This window comes from Nocardia sp. NPDC004068, from assembly GCF_042874315.1.
In the GTDB taxonomy this organism is placed as follows: Bacteria; Actinomycetota; Actinomycetes; order Mycobacteriales; family Mycobacteriaceae; genus Nocardia.
Genome location: NZ_JBIAMW010000002.1, coordinates 509,855 through 530,089 on the forward strand (window position 1 = coordinate 509,855; position 20,235 = coordinate 530,089).

17 protein-coding genes and 1 pseudogene are annotated in these 20,235 nt (G+C 69.3%); 16 read left to right on the top strand and 2 right to left on the bottom strand.

What is annotated here, in order from left to right:
- Window positions 1–239: 239 nt before the first annotated feature.
- From ACFYTQ_RS06450 to ACFYTQ_RS06490, 9 genes are all read left to right on the top strand, one after another.
- A complete protein-coding gene (locus ACFYTQ_RS06450) occupies window positions 240–1,916 on the top strand; it encodes an AMP-binding protein (RefSeq protein ID WP_387357611.1) in 1,677 nt (558 codons plus the stop codon).
- Between the two features lie 16 nt (window positions 1,917–1,932).
- Complete coding sequence (locus tag ACFYTQ_RS06455) at window positions 1,933–2,811, top strand: SAM-dependent methyltransferase (protein WP_387357612.1); 879 nt, start codon at window positions 1,933–1,935, stop codon at window positions 2,809–2,811.
- Window positions 2,808–3,662: an acyl-ACP desaturase gene (locus tag ACFYTQ_RS06460; RefSeq protein ID WP_387357613.1), complete on the top strand. Its 855-nt coding sequence runs from the start codon at window positions 2,808–2,810 to the stop codon at window positions 3,660–3,662. The genes ACFYTQ_RS06455 and ACFYTQ_RS06460 overlap by 4 nt, the downstream gene beginning before the upstream one ends.
- A gap of 40 nt (window positions 3,663–3,702) precedes the next feature.
- Window positions 3,703–3,972 carry an acyl carrier protein gene (locus tag ACFYTQ_RS06465; RefSeq protein WP_387357614.1) on the top strand — a complete coding sequence of 90 codons (270 nt, stop codon included), beginning with the start codon at window positions 3,703–3,705 and terminating at the stop codon, window positions 3,970–3,972.
- The gene (locus ACFYTQ_RS06470; RefSeq protein WP_387357616.1) at window positions 3,969–4,787 is read left to right on the top strand and encodes an SAM-dependent methyltransferase; all 819 of its coding nucleotides are present in this window, start codon (window positions 3,969–3,971) and stop codon (window positions 4,785–4,787) included. Before ACFYTQ_RS06465 ends, ACFYTQ_RS06470 begins: the two co-directional genes overlap by 4 nt.
- Before the next feature lie 48 nt (window positions 4,788–4,835).
- On the top strand, window positions 4,836–6,173 hold the full coding sequence (locus ACFYTQ_RS06475) for a wax ester/triacylglycerol synthase family O-acyltransferase (protein WP_387357963.1): 1,338 nt from the start codon (window positions 4,836–4,838) through the stop codon (window positions 6,171–6,173).
- A 300-nt stretch (window positions 6,174–6,473) separates the two neighbouring features.
- A complete protein-coding gene (locus tag ACFYTQ_RS06480) occupies window positions 6,474–8,033 on the top strand; it encodes a CocE/NonD family hydrolase (protein ID WP_387357617.1) in 1,560 nt (519 codons plus the stop codon).
- Entirely contained in the window at window positions 8,030–8,971 is a 942-nt protein-coding gene (locus ACFYTQ_RS06485) for a P1 family peptidase (protein WP_387357618.1), read from the top strand. The genes ACFYTQ_RS06480 and ACFYTQ_RS06485 overlap by 4 nt, the downstream gene beginning before the upstream one ends.
- A gap of 4 nt (window positions 8,972–8,975) precedes the next feature.
- The gene (locus tag ACFYTQ_RS06490) at window positions 8,976–10,226 is read left to right on the top strand and encodes a threonine/serine exporter family protein (RefSeq protein ID WP_387357619.1); all 1,251 of its coding nucleotides are present in this window, start codon (window positions 8,976–8,978) and stop codon (window positions 10,224–10,226) included.
- Between the two features lie 36 nt (window positions 10,227–10,262).
- Here the strand turns inward: ACFYTQ_RS06490 and ACFYTQ_RS06495 are convergent, their stop codons facing one another.
- Window positions 10,263–10,901, bottom strand: coding sequence for a TetR/AcrR family transcriptional regulator (locus ACFYTQ_RS06495; RefSeq protein ID WP_387357620.1), 639 nt, complete (start codon window positions 10,899–10,901; stop codon window positions 10,263–10,265).
- A gap of 97 nt (window positions 10,902–10,998) precedes the next feature.
- On the opposite strand from ACFYTQ_RS06495, the pseudogene ACFYTQ_RS06500 reads away from it, so the two are divergent.
- The 4 genes and pseudogenes from ACFYTQ_RS06500 to ACFYTQ_RS06515 all read left to right on the top strand — a co-directional run bounded on the left by ACFYTQ_RS06500 (window position 10,999) and on the right by ACFYTQ_RS06515 (window position 14,119).
- Window positions 10,999–12,389: pseudogene (locus ACFYTQ_RS06500) on the top strand (amidase).
- Between the two features lie 103 nt (window positions 12,390–12,492).
- Window positions 12,493–12,918, top strand: a complete 426-nt coding sequence (locus ACFYTQ_RS06505; RefSeq protein WP_387357621.1) for an SRPBCC family protein — start codon at window positions 12,493–12,495, stop codon at window positions 12,916–12,918.
- The gene (locus ACFYTQ_RS06510) at window positions 12,911–13,360 is read left to right on the top strand and encodes a MarR family winged helix-turn-helix transcriptional regulator (RefSeq protein WP_387357622.1); all 450 of its coding nucleotides are present in this window, start codon (window positions 12,911–12,913) and stop codon (window positions 13,358–13,360) included. Before ACFYTQ_RS06505 ends, ACFYTQ_RS06510 begins: the two co-directional genes overlap by 8 nt.
- A gap of 99 nt (window positions 13,361–13,459) precedes the next feature.
- Window positions 13,460–14,119 carry a hypothetical protein gene (locus tag ACFYTQ_RS06515; protein ID WP_387357623.1) on the top strand — a complete coding sequence of 220 codons (660 nt, stop codon included), beginning with the start codon at window positions 13,460–13,462 and terminating at the stop codon, window positions 14,117–14,119.
- A 30-nt stretch (window positions 14,120–14,149) separates the two neighbouring features.
- Here ACFYTQ_RS06515 and ACFYTQ_RS06520 read toward each other — a convergent pair whose 3' ends face one another.
- Window positions 14,150–15,325, bottom strand: coding sequence for an MFS transporter (locus ACFYTQ_RS06520; RefSeq protein WP_387357624.1), 1,176 nt, complete (start codon window positions 15,323–15,325; stop codon window positions 14,150–14,152).
- Between the two features lie 95 nt (window positions 15,326–15,420).
- On the opposite strand from ACFYTQ_RS06520, the gene ACFYTQ_RS06525 reads away from it, so the two are divergent.
- From ACFYTQ_RS06525 to ACFYTQ_RS06535, 3 genes are all read left to right on the top strand, one after another.
- Window positions 15,421–15,981 carry a TetR/AcrR family transcriptional regulator gene (locus tag ACFYTQ_RS06525; RefSeq protein WP_387357625.1) on the top strand — a complete coding sequence of 187 codons (561 nt, stop codon included), beginning with the start codon at window positions 15,421–15,423 and terminating at the stop codon, window positions 15,979–15,981.
- A 99-nt stretch (window positions 15,982–16,080) separates the two neighbouring features.
- Entirely contained in the window at window positions 16,081–16,554 is a 474-nt protein-coding gene (locus ACFYTQ_RS06530; RefSeq protein WP_387357626.1) for a hypothetical protein, read from the top strand.
- Window positions 16,554–20,216, top strand: coding sequence for a tetratricopeptide repeat protein (locus tag ACFYTQ_RS06535; protein WP_387357627.1), 3,663 nt, complete (start codon window positions 16,554–16,556; stop codon window positions 20,214–20,216). The genes ACFYTQ_RS06530 and ACFYTQ_RS06535 overlap by 1 nt, the downstream gene beginning before the upstream one ends.
- Window positions 20,217–20,235: the final 19 nt, after the last annotated feature.

Consider the following 20,235-nt stretch of genomic DNA (forward strand, 5'->3'; position numbering starts at 1 on the left):
CCAATAATTATTGGACTGGCCTATTTGCCTTACGCACCAATAAGTTTGCGGCAGGTGGCGTCCAATCGCATTCCCGCATCGGATAATTCGTGCTAAGCTCGTTCGAAATAGCTATCCGACTTCGTATCTCACTCCGGGCTGAAAACGGCTCGGGATATTCTTCAGCCGCGCCGTGTTCCGATGAATACGGCCATTCGCACGCGGCATGACGGGGTTCGCCCGTGGGACAAGGAGACTCGATGCGCCGCGATGAGCGTCGGCTTTTGCAGGGCCGTACGGTTACGGAGGCCCTGTGGGCGCTCGCCGAGACGGCGCCGGAGACCGCCACGGTCTTCCCCGGGCAAGGGACGACGGTGAGCGCCGCGGAACTGGCGCGCACGGTGCGGTCGACCGCGCGCGGTCTGCTCCGGGCCGGAGTGCGGCCCGGCGAGGTGGTCGGTGTGATCGCCTCTGCCGGAACGCAATTGGTGACGGGCGTCTTCGCGGTCATGGCGGCGGGCGCCGCGGTGAGCGTGCTCCCGAGCCCGCAGGTGGTGGGCGATTCGGGTCGGAGCATGCGGCGGATCGCGGGCATCGGCGCGGGCGGCCTCTCGCATCTCGTGATCGACTCCGAGAACGCCGATTTGGTCGATCGGCTGGCCGGGCTGGGTGTGATGGCTCGAGTCCATCGGCTTCCGCTCGCCGGAGGCGAGCACCCCGGATCGTTGCCCGAGGTGGACGAGGACGACCTCGCCGTCGTGCAGTACACCTCCGGAAGTCTCGCCCGGCCGCGCGGCGTGATACTCACGCATCGGGCCGTCATGAGCGGACTGCGGTCGATCGTCGACAGCGCCGAGCTGACCACCGGCGACGTATTGGTGCAGTGGGTTCCGCATCACCACGACATGGGTTTGTTCGGTCACCTCGCCCAATTCCTCAACGGCGGTGCGGTGCACGTGTTCTCGCCGAGCGCCTTCCTCCGCGATCCGCGCGGCTACCTCGAGTACTTCGGCCACCATCGCGGGACACTGACGACCGGGCCGAACTTCTCGTATGACCTACTGGCGCAAGCGGTTTCGGAAGGCGGCCCCGGACCGGACCTGTCGCGGTGGCGACTGGCGTTCAATGGCGCGGAACCGGTGTCGGCCCGCACGGTTCAGCGGTTCGACAGGGCCTTCGCGGCATTCGGTGTCGAGAGCGGCGTCATGTATCCGGTGTACGGGCTGGCGGAGGCGACCCTACCCGTCACGTTTCCGCCGCCCGGCGCGCCCGCTCGGATCATCGACGTGGACCGTGACGAGCTGGCCACCGCGGGACGCGTCCGCCGGGTCACCGGCGACGACCCGCGAGCCAAACAACTGGTATCGGTCGGCCGGGCCGTGGCCGGCGCCAGTATTCGCTTGGTCGACGACGACGGCCGTCCACTCGGCGCCGGCCGGCTCGGCGAAATTCAGATTAGGGGCCCGATGGTCACCACCGAATATCTCGGCGATCCCGAGGCGACCGAGGCCCTGTTCGACCGGGGATGGCTTCGCACCGGCGACCTCGCGGTCCGCGTCGACGACGACTACTTCATCGCCGGCCGGCGCAAGGAGATGCTGATCCTGCACGGCCAGAACTACTTTCCCGATGACATCGAGGTCATCGTCCGCCCGACACCGGGGATCTACCGGGCGCATTGCGTCGCGGTCGCGGAAACCGTCAGCGCTCCCGACGGATGCGATCGCGACGACATCGCGGTGATCGCCGAGACAACGCTGCGCGACGCCGCCGCCGCGGAGCTGGCCGAGACGATCGAGCGCCGGGTCACCCGCGAACTCGGCTTCCCCCACGTGCGGGTGCATCTGGTGGAGCCGCACTGGCTCACGCGGACCACCAGCGGCAAATGGCAGCGCCGCCTCGCGGCGCGACGGCTGCGACCGGCCGACCGACGATGAGTATCCAGGGGCACTCTTGCGAACACATACGAGCGAGGCCGCGGCCGCCGCGGCGACAAACCGCCATTACAGCCTGCCGCCGGAGGTATTCGCGACATTTCTCGGCGAACGCCTGAAATACTCCTGCGGCATCTACCGATCCCGATCCGCGTCGCTGGATCGGGCACAAGAGGACAAGCTGCGGTTCATCGCGCGCTGTCTCGGCATTCGCGGTGGCGAATCCGTGCTCGACATCGGGGCGGGGTGGGGCAGCCTGACCCTGTTCCTGGCCGAGGAATTCGGCTGCCGGGTCACCGCCGTCACGCCCTCGGCAACGCAGATCGGTTACATCCGGGCGCGCGCGGAGGACAAGGGGCTCCGCGCCCTGGTCACGGTGGACCACCGGTCCGTCTACGACCTCGATGCGGCGGACACGGGGTCGTTCGACGCGGTCGCGCTGGTCGGGGTGATGGAACATCTGCCCACCCACCACCGCGCGGTGCGGATCGCGGCCCGGTCGCTGCGCGAGTTCGGGCGAATGTATCTGTCCGCCACGTGCTTTCGCAATACCGCGGTGTTCGAGGAATACGCGCGGCGCGACGGCAGTCGCTATGTCGCCGAGGACACCTTCGGCTACGGGATTCTGCGCCCGTTCTCGCAATTGGTGGCCGCCGTCGAGGACGCGGAGCTGAGTGTCGTCTCCATCGCCGACCTCACCGCGCACTACCACCGCACGATCGAGGACTGGCTCGACGGGGTGCGAGCGCATCGCGAGATCATCGACGCCGTCTCGCCCGGACTCGGCGACGACCTCACCCGCTATCTGGAGATCCCCCAATCCGGTTGGGGCTACACGACCAAACACTATGCGCTCGCGGCCGTGCGCGAACCGACGACGCCGACGGAGACCTCATGACCGAGACGATCCCTCCGGCTCTGCCCCCACTCGATCTGACCTCGGTGCGCGGCGTCGTCGAGCCCGCCGTCCGCCTGCAAGCGGACCGCGACTGGCGGATCGACGATCTGAACTGGTCGGCGATCCGCCCCGAACTGCTCACCGACACCGACACCTCGGTGGTTCGCTTCATCACCTTCGTGGAGGATCACATTCCCGGCTATCTCACCTGGCTGCTCCGGGAGTTTCCGGTCGACAACGCCGCCGATCCGATCCCCTCGGTGGCGATCAATCGCGAATACTTCCGATTCTTCGTCGCCTGGGCGCACGACGAGGAACGGCACGCGGCGGTGCTGACCCGGTATCAGGAGGAGGCGGATATCAATACCCCGGAAAGGCTTCGCCTCGAACTCGCCGAAGAGGGCCGCAAGCATTTCGGGCTGCCCTACTCCGAACCGCTGGAAGCGTTCGTGTACACCATGATTCAGGAAAAGGCGACACAGCTGTTCTACCAACGCTTCCGGGCGGTCGCGCGCGAACCCGTGCTGCGCGACCTGCTCAACCGGCTCGGCCGCGACGAGGCCCGGCACTTCGCCTTCTACACGCGGTTGGTCGAGGAATACCTCCGTCGGGACGCGCGCGCCGCGGCGCCTCATCTGAGGGAGGTGGTGCGTGGGTTCCGGATGCCGCTGAGCGAGACGCTCGGCCGCTACCGGCGCTGGTCGCTCGAGGTCGCCGACGCCACGCATTACGACCACACCGAGGCGTTCCTCGCCCTCGTCCGCGTCATCGACCGTTTCACCGACGGCCCGGCCGGTACCGGCCTCGACGATGTCGGCGAACTGGTCGCCGCATTGCGGACGCTGGCGTGAAACGCGCCGAGACAGAACCGATAGAGACAAGGAGACACCAATGCGGACTTCGTCGACCGATGAGGTATTCACCGTCGTATGCACGACCCTGCGCGGGGCACTCCACCTCGAGCGGGAATCGATCGACGCCGACGACGAGCTGGAACAACTACCCAACGCGAACTCCATCAATCTCGTCCGGGCGATCGGGACATTGGAACGGCACTACGATATAGAGCTGGACAATCGCGCGGTTCGCGATCTCAAAACCGTTGCCGGACTTGTCGAACTCATTCGGAACGCGCTCGCGGAAGAGGGCGCGCGCCGATGATCACGACCGAAGCGCCGGAGGTGTTCGCCGCGTTTCTCGGTGATCGGATGAAAGCCAGCTGTGGTTGGTTCCGCGGTCCCGAGGACACGCTCGATACCGCACAGGAGGAGTCGCTGCGGCGGATCTGCGCGGCCGCCGAGCTGCGCGGCGGCGAACACGTCCTGGATCTCGGATGCGGGTGGGGCGGTTTGGCTCTCTTCCTCGCCGAGGAACTCGGATGTGCGGTCACCGCGGTCACGCCCTCCGCCGCGCAGGCCGACTTCGTCGCAGAGCGAGCCCACCGCCTCGGCCTGGCCGATCGGATCGAGGTGATCTCGGCACCGTTGGAGGCCGTGGAGTTTCCGGCGAAATCCTTCGACGCGGTCGCGATGGTGGAGGTCGCTCACCACCTGCCGAAGGGTCGCGCGCCACTGCGTGCGGCCTATGATGTGTTGCGCCGCAATGGAATTCTCTATCTGTCCCAGACGTGCTACCGCGGCGAGCGCGCTCGGCGAGAGCATGAGCGCGGCCCGGCCGACGCGCGTGCCGGGCGGGGGTGCACCGCCGCGCGCACGCTGTCGGATCTGATGGCCGAGGTGGAGGACGCGGACTTCAGCCTCGCCTCGTCGGCGGACCTCACCGAGCATTACGACACGACCATGCGGCGGTGGCAGCGCGGCCTTCAGGAGAACAGAACGGTCGTCGAGGCGGTGTCGCCCGGACTCGCGGACGCACTTTACGACCGTTTCGAGATCGCTCGCGCCGATTTGTCCCATCTCACCAAGCAGTACGCGCTGACCGCCGTTCGCTCACGGCTGGGACGGTGCTCGGTGTAATCCCGCGATCAGCGCATTCATCACTTCGAGGGGTGTCCGGCAATGGAAATGGTCCTGCCGACCGAAGCCTTGTTCCTCCTGGCGGATTGGATAGGGCAACCCGCGCATGTGGCAGCCCTTCAGGTGTTCGAGAAGCCACGGGGGGCCGGGGAGGGTTTCGTCGGAGAGCTGTACGAGAAGATGGTCTGCGACACCGGATCGGATCCTCTCTTCCGTAAGCATCCCGCGAGCGTCTTCGGCGTCGGTCAGTTCTTCTGGACCCGCGACGAGGACATCGATCTCCGGCGGCATGTCCATCGAACGGTCGTGGCCGAGCCCGGCGGCCGCGCGCAATTGATGGACACGGTGTCGAGACTGCACACTCGGCGATTGGATCGCGGTCGGCCCCTCTGGGAGGTGCATCTGCTCGATGGCTGCGCCGATGTGTTCGGGGTCTATTTCAAGATCCATCATTCGCTGGTCGACGGCGTCTCGGGTCAACGCTTGGCCCATCGCGTGCTGTCCGAGAACCCTGCTTCCCGTCGGGTTCACGGCTTGTGGCGTCCGCTGGAAAACGAACTCGGCGGTGGCGGTTCCACTGTGCGGGAGACGTTTCGGGCGCTGGCGGCAGGGGTGAATACTCGGGCGGCGCCGATTCGGTTGGCGCGCGCGGTTTTTCGGGAACCGATCTCGCTGGCGTTCGCCGCACCGTCGTCCGTGCTGAACAAGCCGGTGAGCGAGGGCCGTCGGTGCGCGGTGCGGTCCTGGCCCGCGGCGAGAATCGACCGGGTCCGGCGGCTTCGGGGCGCCTCGATGAACGATGTCATTCTCGCGATGGCCTCGGGCGCGCTGCGCGCCTATCTCGCGGAACGCGACGCGCTGCCGAGGCGGTCGTTGATCGCCGCTGTCCCGATCTCGTTGCGTGCGAAGGGCGATCGCGGAGAGCGCGGCGGAAACAAGGTGGGGGCGACCCTGTGCACGCTCGCCACCGACGTCCCCGACCCGGAACGGCGACTCGAGACTATTCGCGCCTCGATGGCCCGCAGTAAGGACGTCTACCGTTCCTTGACGTCGGCTCAGGCGCTCGCGCTGACCGCGACGCTATTCGCGCCGGTGGGGTTCGCCCTGGTTCCGGGGGTCGGGCGAATGGTGTCGCCGCCGTTCAATGTCATGGTCTCCAGCGTGCCGACCGATCGGCGGCGACTGTACCTCGACGGCGCTCGCCTCATCGCGACCTATCCGATATCCCAGGTCTTCGACGGGCAAACTCTCAATCTCAGTGTCTTCGTGAATTCCGATAATCTGGACTTCGGCCTCGTCGGCTGCGCCCGATCGGTCCCGCACATGCACCGCATACTCGATCATCTCGAGCACGCGCTGCGGGAATTGGAGACGAGCCGGTCGTGAATTCTCGTTTCGAAATCCAACCTCGCCGATACCACCACACGCATCGCCTTCGGAATGTGCCGATTCGAATGTCCGACGGCGCGATCCTGTCGGCGGATATCACGCGCCCGGGCGACCGCGCGGCCCCCGATGACTCGCCCCTGCCGGTGGTCGTCTGTTTCACGCCGTACAACAAGATGATCCTCCGGCTGCTCGGATCGGCGGGGTATCGAAGAATCCTCGGAATCGCGGCACGGCTGCTGAGTCGGTGGCGCGAGACATCCGGTCACGACGACTTCGACTTCATCGAATCTGCTCGAGGTGTTGCGGCACGACCGGGTGGACGTTCCCACAGCCGATGAACTGCTGGTCTCGCGTGGATATGTGCACGTCGTGGTGGATGTTCGGGGTACGGGCTCGTCCACGGGTGTGTGGGATGTCTTCGATCCGCGCGAGCAACAGGACTATTCCGAAGTACTCCAGTGGGTGCGCGAGCAGCCGTGGTCGAATGGGGATACGGCGTTGACCGGGGTCTCCTATCATGCCCTCGCCGCATTGCTGGCGGCCTTCCGCGAACCCGCGGGATTGAAGGCGGTTTTCGTCATGGAAGCGGCCGACAACTTCGCCACCGAGATCGGGATCACGGGCGGAGTTCCGTCGCTTTTCCTCATGCCCTGGTTCGTTGTCGTGAACGGCCTCAAGTGGTTTCCCTCGAGACCGCCGGTCCGTCGCTACCTCCGCGACCGGTTCACGGTCCCGTTCTCCTGGTTCAACCGATTAATCGGCATGTATATCGCCGCCGATCATCCCGACCACTATTTCAACGACTATTGGGCCGCGAAAATCGCCGAAATCGAGAACATCCGGGTCCCGACATTTCTGTACGGCGCGTGGCACGATCTGTTCAACCGATCCCCGCTGTGTATCTACAATCGCTTGAATCTGCCACCGGGGGAGAAGCAGGTGCTGGTCGACGAGGGCTATCACCTCTCACCCGGCGCCGGTTTCGGAGATCCGCACGCGCCGCAGGACATCGGCGAACTCCGCTGCGCCTGGTTCGACCACTGGGTGAACGGAATCCCCAATCGCATCGAGGAATACGGACCCATCACCGTGTACCGCCGCTGGGCGGGCTGGGTCTCCTATCGGACAATGCCTCATCCCGAGGCCGTGGTGCATCGGCATTACCTCAGCGCGGAGCGCAGTGGTTCGGCGGGGCACGCGGGATACGACGGATCACTCCGGAGTGACCCACCGGAGAGAACGCGGCGGCTGCGCGTGCCCGAACGTCCCGTCCGCATCGCGTCGGACAGTACGGCGATCGTGTCCATGGGACTCGCGCTGGCTCTCGGACGCGGCTTCGGTCGCGACGAACGGAATGCCGAGAGCTCCGCGCTGACCTTCACCACGGCGCCCTTCGCCTCGGATACGGTCCTCAGCGGCGGACTCAACCTGCACCTCTACGTGGACACCGCCGGAACCGACGCCTTCTGGTCGGCGACGGTGTCGAACGTGGCGGGCGACGGGCGGTCGAGCGTCGTCGCTCGCGGCGCCCTTCGCTCCTCCCGCCGCGGCGTGGACGAAACCAGGAGCCGCTACCGCGACGGCGAGTTGGTGGATGCCGTCCACCCCCTCACTGAGGCGACGGTCCTTCCCGTCCGGCCCGGCGCACCCCACGAGATCGATATCAGCATGAACATCACCGATGCGGTATTCCGAACGGGGCACCGGTTGCGAGTCGCCATCCGCCGCAACGACTTTCCCCGATACGTGCTCACCCCGTCCATCCGGCGAAGAATGCGGCGACAAGCCGTTCTCCTGTCACCGGACCACCCGAGTTATCTGACGATGGAAGTCGGTGGATCGGAGCTCGACACGTGACGATAGGAATCGCGGACGTTCGCGTCGGACATTGGACCGATCCGGTCGCACGGACCGGATGCACCGTGATCCGCCTACCCGAGCGGACCGCGGCGTCCTACGAGATCCGCGGCGGTGCGCCCGCCAGCCGAGAACTGGACACCCTCGCCGCCGACAAACCGCCGGTATGGGTGGACGCCATCGTGCTGACCGGCGGCTCGGCCTACGGACTCGCCGCCGCCGACGGGGTCATGGCCTACCTCGAGGAGCGCGGCCGCGGCGCGCCCACCCTCGCCGGACGAGTACCGGTCGTGCCCGCCCTCGCGCTGTTCGACCTCACCACCGGCGACCCCGACGCCCGCCCGACCGCCGCGCACGGCTACCTCGCCGCGACCGCGAGCGCCGGCCCCCAGATCGTCACCGGCCGCGTCGGCGCGGGCACCGGCGCCCACGTCTCCCGCTGGCGTGGCCCGCAGGCGCACCTGCGCGGCGGAATCGGTTACGCGCGAAGGCAATTGGGCGATCTGGTCGTGGCGACGCTGTGCGTTGTGAATGCCTTCGGCGATATCGACGACGGCACGACGGACATCGTGCTGGACGCCGTGGCCGAGTTGCCCACGCCCCGCGAGCTCACCGGCTCCCGAACCCACACGACGATAGGCGCGGTGCTGACCAACGCCCGCCTGGACGGAGCGGGCTGCCGGGTGGTGGCCCAGGGCGCGCACGACGGCCTCGCCCGTGCCCTGACGCCACCCCACACCCGGTTCGACGGGGACGGATTCATCGCGGCCGCCACCGGCACCGTCGCCGCCGACGCCGAGACCGTGCGCCTGATGGGCCTGGCCACCGTCGCCGAGGCCATCAGATCCCTCGCCGCCAGCGGTCTGTCGACGCCCGACGCGACACGACACGCGCGGTGGGGGAACGCACGGCTGGGCGCCACGAGGCCAATACATTGACGTGGTGACCGATACCGGAACGCGGGAACAGCGGGTGTGGGCGACGCTGGACTTCCTGACCGGGTTGGCGGCGGCGATGATCGAATCCGGATACGCCACCGATGCGACGCATCAGACCGTCACCGCGTGCGCGGCCGCGATGGGGGTGGAGCCGGTGACCTTCGCGGGGGCGGGTCGCATGGTCACCGTGGAGTACGTCTTCGCGGATCGGCGGGCGGCCACCCGGACGCGGGTCGCGGCGACGTTGGACAGTTTCGACTGCGATCGGATGAAGCGGTTGAAGAACGTGGCGCGCGCGGTGGTGACCGAAGGGCTGGATCCCGGTGCGGCACAGGCGCGTTTGGCCGCGGCCGAACTCGGGCCGCCGCCGTGGCCGTGGTGGTTCCTGCCGTTCGGGGGCGCGTTGTTGTCGCTGTGCATCGCCTTGCAGGTCGGCGGGTCCGTCGCTGCCGCGTGCGCCGCCGCCGTGGCATTGCCGCCGGTGTGGGCGCTGGGGCGCGGGTTGGGTGTGATCGCGGTGCCGCGGCTGTACGCGACCGCCCTGCAAACGGTGCTCGCCGGTGCGCTCGGCGTCGGTGCGCACCTGATCGGGGTGATCGCCGTCAGTGAGGCCGCGGTGGTGATCGCCACCGTGTGGGTGTTGCTGGTGCCCATGCCGCAATTGGTGGCCACGGCCGCGGACGCGGTCAACGCCGACACCGTCACCGCGACCGCGCGGGCGGCGTCGAGCCTGCTCGCCGTGGGCGGGATGGTGCTGGGCGGGGCGCTCGTGGTCACCATGGTGGAGCGTGCCGCGCTGCGCCCGGTGGACCCGCACCTGCCGGTCCTCCCGGTCTGGCTCGCGGTGCTCTTCTCGGTTCTGGGCGCGGTGGGGAACGCCGTATTCAACAGCGGCGCAAAGGATCTGCTGATCCCGGCCGCCGTCGCGGGCCTGTTCACCGCGACCACGAACCAGTGCCTGATCCACCTCGCGCACGTCTCGCCGGACTGGTCGGGCTCGGTCGCGGCGGTCGTCCTCGGATTCGCCGCGGCGGCCACCGCCGAACGGCTGCGGGTGCCGATCTCGGCGCTGATCCTCGTCGGGATCACCGGCGCGCTGCTCCCCGGCCTGGTGCTCTACCAGGGCCTGGTGATCGAACTGTTCCACGACTCGGGACTCGGATACTTCGTGCGCGGCTTCGCGATCTGCGTGGGACTCGGCGTCGGGGCGGCTCTGGGCGTGCTCGCTTTCGTGCTGGTCCGTCGCCGCCCGTGAAGACGCCGACATCGAATCGGGTGGCCCGCACGACAGTCAGTCGTCTTCTTGCCGTTTCGCGTGCGCGAGCGACAGCGCGAGGCTCTCCTGACCGTTGTCGAGCAGATATCCCAGGATGAGGGCGCGGAACGCCTGGTAGGACGCCTTGTCGTCGATCGTGCCGACCGCCAGCTGGTCGAGGGCCAGGCCGTGGGCCAGGGCCGTCAGGGCCGGTGCCGCGGCTTCGGCCTCGGGGGCGCCGACGGCGCGCACCACGGCTCGGGCGACCGCCCAGGACGATTCGAGCGCGTCGTGGACCGGATCGCGGAACTCGGGATGACGGGCGGCGTGCAGCAGCGACTCGACGTGGGCGAGCCAGTTCGGCAGCCGTGGCCGGTTGGCGGCCGCGAGCGTGCGGCCCATCTCGTCGGCCGACATCGTGCCGGTGGCCACCTCGTCGGCCAGGGCGGTCTGGGCGTCCCGCTCCCGGGCCATGAACGTGCGCAGCGCCTCGCGCGGGAGGTCGTCGATCGAGGAGAAGAAGTAGCTGACCGTCGCCAGCGGCAGTCCGGCGCGCTCCGTCACCGAACGATGCGTGACCGCGGCCATGCCCTGCTCGGCGACGATCTCGACGGTCGCCTGTAGCAGGGCATCTCGGCGGGCCTGGGCGCTGGGGCCGTGCCGTCGAGCGTTCATGGGCCGATCCTAACCGGAGGTCCGGGCACGCCTCTTGACAGACTCTGGAAGGATTTCTAGATTCTCTGGAAAATATTCCAGACTTTTTGAGGTGCTCATGCCGCGGGTCAACGCCTTCCTCGACGACGCCCTCGCCGACCACGACGCCGTCGAACTCGCCCGCCGGGTCGCCGCGCGCGAGGCCGACCCCGCCGAGCTGGCGGCCGCGGCCCGCGAACGGACCCGCCGGGTGGACGACACGCTGTGCGCGGTGGCGGCGAGCTACGAACTCCCGCGGTTCGCGCCCGACGGCCCGCTCACCGGTGTGCCTATCTACCTCAAGGACAATGTCGATCTGGCCGGACTGCCGACCGGGAACGGCAGCGCCGCCTTCACCGCGCGGGCGGCCCGGCGCGACGGGCGGGTCGCGCGTCAGGTCCTGGCGACGGGCGTGACGGTGCTCGGCAAAACCCGCATGTGCGAATTCGGGCTCACCCCGAGCACCGAGTTCGGGGCGGCGGAACCGGTCCGAAACCCTTGGGACACAGCGTATTCGGCGGGCGGATCCTCCGGTGGCGCGGCGGCCCTGGTCGCGTCGGGGGCGGTCCCGCTCGCCCACGGCAACGACGGCGGTGGTTCCATCCGCATCCCCGCCGCGTGCGCGGGCCTGGTCGGACTCAAGACGAGCCGGGGTCGGCTGGTCGACGACGAATCGACCCGCTTGCTGCCCATCAATATCGTGTCCGAGGGGGTTCTGACGCGCACCGTCCGGGACAGCGCCCCTTCCTCGCCGCCGCCGAGCGCTACCGCCGCAACCCCGCATTGGCGCCGATCGGCGACGTCGAGGGACCGTCGAAGCGGCGCCTGCGGATCGGACTGCTGACCGACAGCCCCACCGGGGCGATCATCGATGCGTCCACTCGGGCCGCCGTCGAGGCCACCGCGCGGATCCTGGCCGCCCACGGGCACCTCGTCGAGCCCACCACCGCCCCGGCGACCAGCACGTTCGTCGACGATTTCGCCTTGTACTGGGCGCTTTTGGCCGATGTCCTCCTCTCGACGGGCAGGCTCGGTTTCGGAAGCTCGTGGCGCGTCGACGACACCGAGGCCGCGACGCGCGGCCTCCGCGCCCACCACCGGCGATCCCTGCGCCGAACCCCCGCGGCGCTGCGTCGACTCCGCCGATTCCGGCACACCTACGACGAGTGGCTGACCCGGCACGACATCATCCTGAGCCCGGTCGTCGCCCACCCGGCCCCCGAACTCGGATTCCTCTCTCCCGCGGTCTCTTTCGACGAACTGTTCCGACGAATGACCACCTTCGTCTCCTTCACCCCGGTCAACAACGTCGCGGGCTCACCCGCCATCTCCCTCCCCGCCGGACTCTCCCCGCAGGGCCTTCCGCTCGCGATCCACCTGTCCGCCGCCCACGGTGACGAACGCACCCTCCTCGAACTCGCTTACCTGCTCGAAGCCGAACAGCCGTTTCCGCGGCTCGATGGCAAGTGACCGGCCGGGGCCCGGCTCTGGGTATTCGCGGAAATCGGCCGCTGTCTTGATTGTTGTCGTAGCAACAGAATATTGTTGCTACAGCAACAACCAGGGAGGCGTCATGATGTACTCGTTCACCGAATCCGCCGTCATTCGAGGCGATCTCGACGCGATCTGGGCGGTGGCCACCGATGTGGCGCGGTGGCCGGAGTGGGATCCGCACGAGCAGAAGGCGCGGATCGATGGGCCCTTCGAGGCGGGCACCTCGGGGTGGGTGAAACCGAAAGGGGCTCCGGCGGGGGCGTTCACGGTGACGGCGGTGGAGCCGAAGCGGTCGTGGACGAGCGAGGCCGGGATTCCGTTCGGGAAGTTGCGTGGGCACCGGACCTACGAGGCGCTCGGCGACGGCACCGTCCGCGTCGCCGAACGAGTGGAGATCCACGGCCCATTCGGCCCGCTGTTCCACCTGATCTGGGAGAAGGCCATGCGGGCCGATATGCCCCGCACCTTCGCGGCCCTGGAGGCCGAGGCGGCTCGCCGTGCCTGACCAGCCGCGCGGCCCGCTGGAGAGCCCCGGCTTCTGGCTCCACCACGCCGCCCTGGAGTGGCGGGCCACCCTCGAACGCAATCTGCGGCCGCTCGCCCTGACCCCGACGCAGTTCAACCTGCTGGCCTCCATCGGCTGGCTCGCCCGCCACCACGGCCCGCCCACCCAGCAGCAGGCCGCCGATATGGCGGGCACCGATCGCACCATGGCCTCGCGCGTGATCCGCACCCTCGAGGACCGCAACCTCCTCCGTCGCAACCCCGATCCCGCCGACGCCCGCACCGTTCGCCTCGAAGTGACCTCGGAGGGAGCCGATCTGGCTCGGCGCGCGGTCCGGATCGCCGTGGCCACCGACACAGAACTCTTCGGCCCCCACGCCGCCGCCCTGCGAGACCGGCTGCGGCCCATAGCCATTCACCGAATCCAGGGCTATCCAGGCTGACGATGTGACACGCGGGGTCGATGAGGGCGACCCGCAACGCTTCCCGTCGGCGTGCCGGTGCCGGACAATGGCGTGTGCATCCCACGCCCGGAGGAATTCATGAATACCCGCCCCGCACTGATGGTTTCGATCGCGCTGCTGGTCCTGGTCGGCGGTTGCGGCCAGCAGTCGGCGCAACGGCTCGCCCGGCCGCCCGCGACCGCGCAGGCCGGACCAGCGCTGATCGATGCCGCCCCGGTTCCGGTCGGACCCGGCCCCTCGGGCACCTACACCGTTCAGCCGCAGCCCGCGCCCGGTAGCTGCCACTCCCGCACCGCGAGCAACGGGCAGCCGCTCCCCGACCCCGCCTGCACCCCCGGAGCCACCAATCCCGCGGTGACACAGGACAATATCGACAGCACCATCTGCCGCGGCGGTTACACCTCCTCCATCCGCCCGCCCGCCTCGATCACCGACCGGGAGAAGGACGCCAACGCCAAGTCCTACGGCTACACCGGCAACCTCCACGACGCCGAATACGACCACCTCATCTCCCTCGAACTCGGCGGCGACCCCAACGACCCCCGCAACCTCTGGGTCGAACCCCCCTCCCCGGGCCACAAACCCGGCAGCGGCCCGAACAATCCCAAGGACACCGTCGAGAACCAACTCCACGAACTGATCTGCAAACACACGGTCGCGCTCACCGACGCCCAGAGCGCCATCGCCGCGGACTGGACCACCGCCCTCGCCCGGCTCGGCCATCCGAACGGCAAATAGTCACCGAAAATCCCTGCGCCGCCGACGTATTCAGCGCGTCCGCAGCGGGATCAGCGTCGAGAGCGTGAGCACGATCAGCAGGACGGCGTAGCAGGTCGCGGTCGTCGTCAGGCTGACGTGGGTCGCGACGACGCCCGCGGTGACGGCCGGGATGCAGAAGGCGAGGTAGCTGAGGACGTAGAAGGCGGCGACGAGTTTGCCGCGTTCGGTCGGCGGCGCGAGCGGGAAGACGGTGCGGGTGATGCCCTGGAAGCTGGCCCCGAACCCGATCCCCGCGATCACCGTCCCGGTGAAAAGCAGTGTCGGCGAACCGCTTTGGATGGCCGCGACGGTGACGGCGATCCCGATCGCCAGCGCGGCCGCCGCCGCGCGCATCACCCGGTCGGCCGCGACCCCGCGCAGCAGCCAGATCGCGGCCGCGCCCACCCCGGCCAGCGTGAACACCAGGAGCCCGCCGAGCAGGATCGAGGCGGAGCCGGTGACCGCGCGGACCAGGCTCGGGCCGAGGGACAGGTAGAAGCCGCTCAACGCCCACGCCGCGATGTCCAGCAGGGCGGTGGCGGCGAACGCGGTGCGCGCGGGGGCCGGGACGCCGACCCTCGGGCGCAGCGCCTGCCGGGCCCCGGGCATCCGCGGCGAGGTCTCGGGGACCAGGATCGTGCCGATGGCCTCGATCGCGAACAGCACGATCAGCACCAGGTACACCGTGTGCCGCGGCCACGGCAGGAACTGGACGAGCGCCGCGGAACCGAGCGCGCCGACGGCCAGTCCCGCCACCGGGGCGACGCTGTTCACCAGCGGCCCGTGCGGTCGTTCCGCGTCCAGGATGGCGGCGGCGAGCGCGCCGGTCGCCGCGCCGGTCGCCAGGCCCTGCACCATTCGCGCCGCGATCAGCAACGGCACCCCGTCCGCGGTGCTGAACACCACCATGGCCACCACATCGAGTCCGATGGCGGCGAGGATCACCGGGCGGCGTCCCACATGGTCGGACAACGATCCGACCGTGAGCAGCGCCAGCAACAGGCACACCGCGTAGACGCCGAAGATCACGGTCAGCATGCCGGAGGAGAACGCCCATCGCGCCTGGTAGACGCGGTAGAGGGGCGTCGGGGCGCTGGACGCGGCGAGGAACGTCAGCATGGTCGCCGCGGGCACGACGGTGGCCAGTCCGGACGATATGCGCCGGGTGGCCGGAGCGATCAGCATGGAGAACTCCCACATCGACTAAAGCAAAGAGCGTTGCTTTAGTAGACGGTACACGGAGCGAGAGTTAAAGCAAAGACCTCTGCAATAATGGTCGCATGTCGGCCACCACACCAGCCCGCCGGCCGGGCGGGCGCAGCGCGAAGGTCCGCGACGCCGTCTACACCGCCGTCGGCCAGCTCATGGGCGAGGGCAAGGCGGACCGCATCACCATCCCGCTGCTGGCCAGCCGCGCCGGGGTCAACCCGACCAGCATCTATCGCCGCTGGGGCGACCTGGACGCGTTGCTGGAGGAGGTCGCCGTCGCCGCCCTCACCAAGGACGGCGACGAACCGCCGGACACCGGCTCCCTGCGCGGCGACCTGTCCGCCTGGGCCGGAATCGTCATCGACGACATCACCCAACCCCGCCGCACCCGCTACCTGCGCGCCATGATCTCCGCCCGCGACGAGATAGCCACCTGCCCGTGCTGGGAACAGCGCCGCACCCAGGCCGCGACAATGCTGGACCGAGCCCGCGCCCGCGGCGAACGCACCCCGACCGAGCAACAGGTCCTCGATCATGTGATCGCCCCCATGTATCACCATGTGGTCTTCGGCCTAGCCGCCGATCGGGAGTACGCGGAACGCCTGGTGTCGGACGTGCTCATGATGGCGTAGGGCCGCAATCCGGTTGCGGCCCAGGACAGTACGCGCGACGGGTTCGTCGGCTACCGGTACACTCGGCAGTCGATCACAACGAGCCCGGGCGGGGAGGTCGTGAGTACACCAGAGATCGATCCGGACGACCGGCGTAAACACCTCGACTACCTGCAAGCGGCCATCACCCGGATGGCGGCGGCGTCGGCGACGACCAAGGGCTGGCTGCTTCCGGTGGTCACCGCGACCTACGGGTACGCGCTCACCAAGCGGGCGGATTCGATCGCTCTGCTCGGGGTCGGCGCGGTCGTGTTGTTCGCCGTGATCGACACCAACTATCTCGACCAGGAACGCGCCTTCCGGCGGCTGTACAACGCGGTGGTCCGGGGGACGCCCGCGATTCCGGTGTTCGAGATGGATCCGACGCTCGCCGCGCCCCCGGCGCCCCCGGTCGGCGCGGGCCGATGGCGGCGCGTACCGACCAGGCTCCGACAGTGGTTGCCCGCGTGGCGGATCTGGACGTCGTGGGCGATCGCCCCGCTCTACGGTGCGCTGCTCGTCATGGGGCTGGCGATCTTCGTCGGCGTGCACTGATGGTCGCGAGCGGGGCCGACGTCTTCGTCAGCTATCGCACCCTGGATTCTCGATACGGCACCGCGGACGCGCACGAATACCTGGTTCAGCGATTCGGCGCGTCCCGCGTGTTCCTCGATTTCGCCTCGATGGACCCCGGCGCGCCCTACCCCGACGAGATCCGGGCCGCCCTGGAGCGGGCGCGCGTGCTGGTGGTGATGATCGGCCCGAACTGGGCCGGTCGCGCCGAGGGCGCGGCCAGGGGTGCGATCGACGATGACCGCGATTGGATCCGGCGCGAGGTCCGGCGCGCGCTGGAACGCGAAATCCCCGTTCTGCCGGTGCTTTTCGATGGCGCGGCGATTCCCCTCGAGCTGCCGCCGGACATCGCCGAACTCCGGCTGCGCCAGGCCCTGACGATCGGACACAAAACCCTCGCCGCCGATCGGGCACGACTCGCGGACACCGTCGTCGGCCACGTACCCGAATTGGCCTTGCCCGACCTGTTCGAATCACCGGTCGAACTCCCGGCGACGCCATTGCCGAGCGAACTGCTCCGGCCCGAACATCGCGTCGTCGACTTCGATCCCTTGGACGAGCTGTACGACACCCTGCGCGCGTGGCTGTCGTCGGCGGCCCCGCTCGAGGTGCGTCTGGTCGTGGGACCGGGCGGGCGCGGGAAGTCGCGGCTCGCCGCCGAACTGATCCGCTCCGGCGAAAGTGCCGGAATGCACGCGGGATTCGTCCGCGCGGAGTTCGCCCCCGTCGTCCTCGAGCGCATGCGCGTGGTGCGCGGCGGTCTGCTCCTGGTCGTCGACTACGCCGACTCCCGCCCCGGCGATGTGGTGACGATCCTGAACGCCCTGCTCGATCGCCCCGCCGATCTCGGCCCCGCGCGGGTTCTCCTGCTGGCCCGTTCGGCGGGGGAGTGGACCCGGGTGCTCGAGCGGCACGAGGACCCGGCCCTCGCCGGTCTGGCGGCCGACCTGATCTCCGCGCGCGCCGGACGGGTCGAACCGGGCGAACGACGACGGGAGCGGTTCCTGGCGGCGGTCGAGCGGTTCGGCGAGCACCTCGGTGTGGCGCCGGATCGGGCGGGCGTACCAAGCGATCTGGACGACGACCGCTACGACCAGATCCTCGATCTGCACGCCGCGGCGTTGGCGGCGGTGCTCGACGTGCGGTATCCCGATGCGCGGCACGGGGATTCGCGCGCCCGCACCGACCCTGTGCTGCGCGTGCTGCATCACGAGGAGCGGTACTGGATCCGCTCGGCCCCCGGACACGGCCTGCCCCCGCGTCCGGAAGAACTCCGGGTCGCCGTCGCCGCCGCGACCCTCGCGGGCGCCGAGGACCGCGGCGCCGCTCGCGCGCTGCTGTCGGCGCTGCGGCCGATCGGACCGGACGAACCGCGCCTTACCCGGCATCTCGCGTGGCTGACGCAGCTGTATCCCGGTGCGGCCGCGCTCAATCCGCTGCGCCCGGACCGACTCGGCGAAGACCTGGTCGCGCTCGTCCTCACCGACGGCGAATACGTTTATCCCACCCTCGCCGCCGACCTGTCCCCGATCCTGGACGCCCGGCAGGTCTTCCGCGCCTTCACCGTGCTCGCCCGCATGGCCGACCGGCACCGGGACGTGAGCGCCCGGGCGATGGCGGATCTGCTCGGCGCCGAGACCGCGAGCCGGGTGGGGATCGCCATGGCGGTGGCGGCGCTGACGGGCGAACCGACGCTGGCCGCCGTGATCGGCGAGCTACGCGGCGGCATCGATCTGTCGGAGACGATCGTGGCGAACCTGCCCGACACCAGTCTCGCCCTGGCGGAACTCGGTGTGGCACATACCGAGAGGCTGCTGACACACGAACTCCGGCGGCCGGATTCCGATCCCGAGTTCGTCGCGGAGCTGCGGCACAATCTGGCGCAGCGGTTGTCCGAGGTCGGTGAGCGGGACGCCGCGCTGGTCATGGCGGCGGAGGCCGTGCGCGACTATCGGGCCCTGACGCGCGGGCCGCTGGTGACGTTCGAATTGGCCGGGGCCCTCACTCTCCTGGCCGGTATGCACGGCGATCTGGGTCACCACGAGCAAGCGCTCGACTGCGCCGAGGAGGCCGTGCGGCTTCTCGACGACGCGACCGTGGCCGCCGCCGTCGCGCCCGCCGAATTCACCAAGGCGCACAGCGCCGCCCTGCTGGCCTTGGCCGACATCGGTCACGAACTGGGTGACGTCGACAAGGCCGTCGACGCCGTCGACAGGGCCGTCGCGATCCTGCGGGCGGCGCCGGAGACCGCCGACCCGGATCCGGATCGGCGGGAGCGGCTGGCGTTCGCCTCGGACCTGGCGGGCTCGGTGCACCGCGACCCGGCAACGGCATTGCGAGCGACGCGCGACGCGGCGGACATCTATCGCGAACTCGACGCCGAGAACCCCGACCGGTATCGGGAATCGCTGGTCCGGGTTCTCGGGAACCTCGCGGAAGCATACGGCCGCCGGGGCGAGTGGTGGGCCGCCCTCGACGCGGGCGACGAGGCCACCGGGCTCGCCCGCGCCATGATCCGCCGCTACGGCGAGAAACACCTTGTGGCACTGGCGGATTCGCTCACCAACGCGGCCGTGGCGCTGCGTCGGCTCGGGCGCCCGGATCTCGCGCTCGCGCGGTGCGAGGAGGCGGTGCCGATCTATCGGCGGCTGTCCGACCGGGTTCCGGGGGTCCATCTCCGGTCCTTGGCGGACGCGCGCACCAACCACGGCGACGCGCTGTACGACATCGGTCGGCACGCCGAGGCGATCGACGCCTACGAGGAGGCGAGCGAGATCTATCGCAAGCTGTCGGGCCCGGGCCGCGACGAGGTGAACGACTCGTTCGGCGACGCCCTGGTGCGGACGGCGCAGGCTCGCATCGCCCTGAGCGACGACGACGAAAGCCTGTACGCCGCATGGAGTTTGGCGAACGAGGCGGTCGACCTGCTCGAGACCGACCGCGACAGTCCGTCGCCGCGCCCGTTGGCGGCCGCACTGCACCTCGCGGCGACCATCGCCCGCGATCTGGGGATGACCGAATCGGCCGAGCGCGACGCGGCACGCGCGGCCGTACTGCTCGAAGGCGTGGTGTCCGGCTCCGACCCGACCGATATGCGTTCGGAATACGGTGCGGCACTGCATCTCTGGGCATGCGCCCTCGACGAACGCGGTGAACACGACCACGCGGCCGCTGTATTCGGCCGTGCGATCGATGTCTATCGGGGCCTCGGCGACAGCGCCGACCTCGCCGACACCCTGGTCGACGCGGCGACGTGCGAGAGCGAACGTCCGGGCGGAACCGATACCGCGCTCGCGTTCGTCGTCGAGGCCGTCGGCCGATATCGCGCCCTCGTCGCCGAGGGCGGCGACCCCCTCGCGCTGGCCCGCGCCCTCAACAACCTGGCCGACCTCTACCGCGACAGCGGGGAACCGGACCGGGCGCGCGCGTGCGCGGCGGAGGCGGTGTCCCTGTGCGAAAAGCATTGTGCGGACCCCGAACTCGGCGTCTACGTCCGCATCACCCACGCCTACGCCGTCCATCCGGTCGATGCCGCGGCCGCCGCGCGCGGTCTCGCGGCGGCGTCGGATATCGCCCGGGGGGACAAGGCGCTGCGGGCAGTGGTCCGGGCGGCGGCTGATGAACTCGGTATCGAGCCGGGCTGACATCCCCTCGGGTCGGCCG

Excerpts from the sequence above, each read along its gene's own strand:
- ACFYTQ_RS06465 (WP_387357614.1), top strand. The coding sequence starts at position 3,703 with ATGCGGACTTCGTCGACCGATGAGGTATTCACCGTCGTATGCACGACC.
- ACFYTQ_RS06460 (WP_387357613.1), top strand. The coding sequence starts at position 2,808 with ATGACCGAGACGATCCCTCCGGCTCTGCCCCCACTCGATCTGACCTCG.
- ACFYTQ_RS06475 (WP_387357963.1), top strand. The coding sequence starts at position 4,836 with ATGGTCCTGCCGACCGAAGCCTTGTTCCTCCTGGCGGATTGGATAGGG.
- ACFYTQ_RS06470 (WP_387357616.1), top strand. The coding sequence starts at position 3,969 with ATGATCACGACCGAAGCGCCGGAGGTGTTCGCCGCGTTTCTCGGTGAT.
- ACFYTQ_RS06515 (WP_387357623.1), top strand. The coding sequence starts at position 13,460 with ATGAATACCCGCCCCGCACTGATGGTTTCGATCGCGCTGCTGGTCCTG.
- ACFYTQ_RS06450 (WP_387357611.1), top strand. The coding sequence starts at position 240 with ATGCGCCGCGATGAGCGTCGGCTTTTGCAGGGCCGTACGGTTACGGAG.
- ACFYTQ_RS06535 (WP_387357627.1), top strand. The coding sequence starts at position 16,554 with ATGGTCGCGAGCGGGGCCGACGTCTTCGTCAGCTATCGCACCCTGGAT.
- ACFYTQ_RS06495 (WP_387357620.1), bottom strand. The coding sequence starts at position 10,901 with ATGAACGCTCGACGGCACGGCCCCAGCGCCCAGGCCCGCCGAGATGCC.
- ACFYTQ_RS06525 (WP_387357625.1), top strand. The coding sequence starts at position 15,421 with ATGTCGGCCACCACACCAGCCCGCCGGCCGGGCGGGCGCAGCGCGAAG.
- ACFYTQ_RS06505 (WP_387357621.1), top strand. The coding sequence starts at position 12,493 with ATGATGTACTCGTTCACCGAATCCGCCGTCATTCGAGGCGATCTCGAC.
- ACFYTQ_RS06520 (WP_387357624.1), bottom strand. The coding sequence starts at position 15,325 with ATGCTGATCGCTCCGGCCACCCGGCGCATATCGTCCGGACTGGCCACC.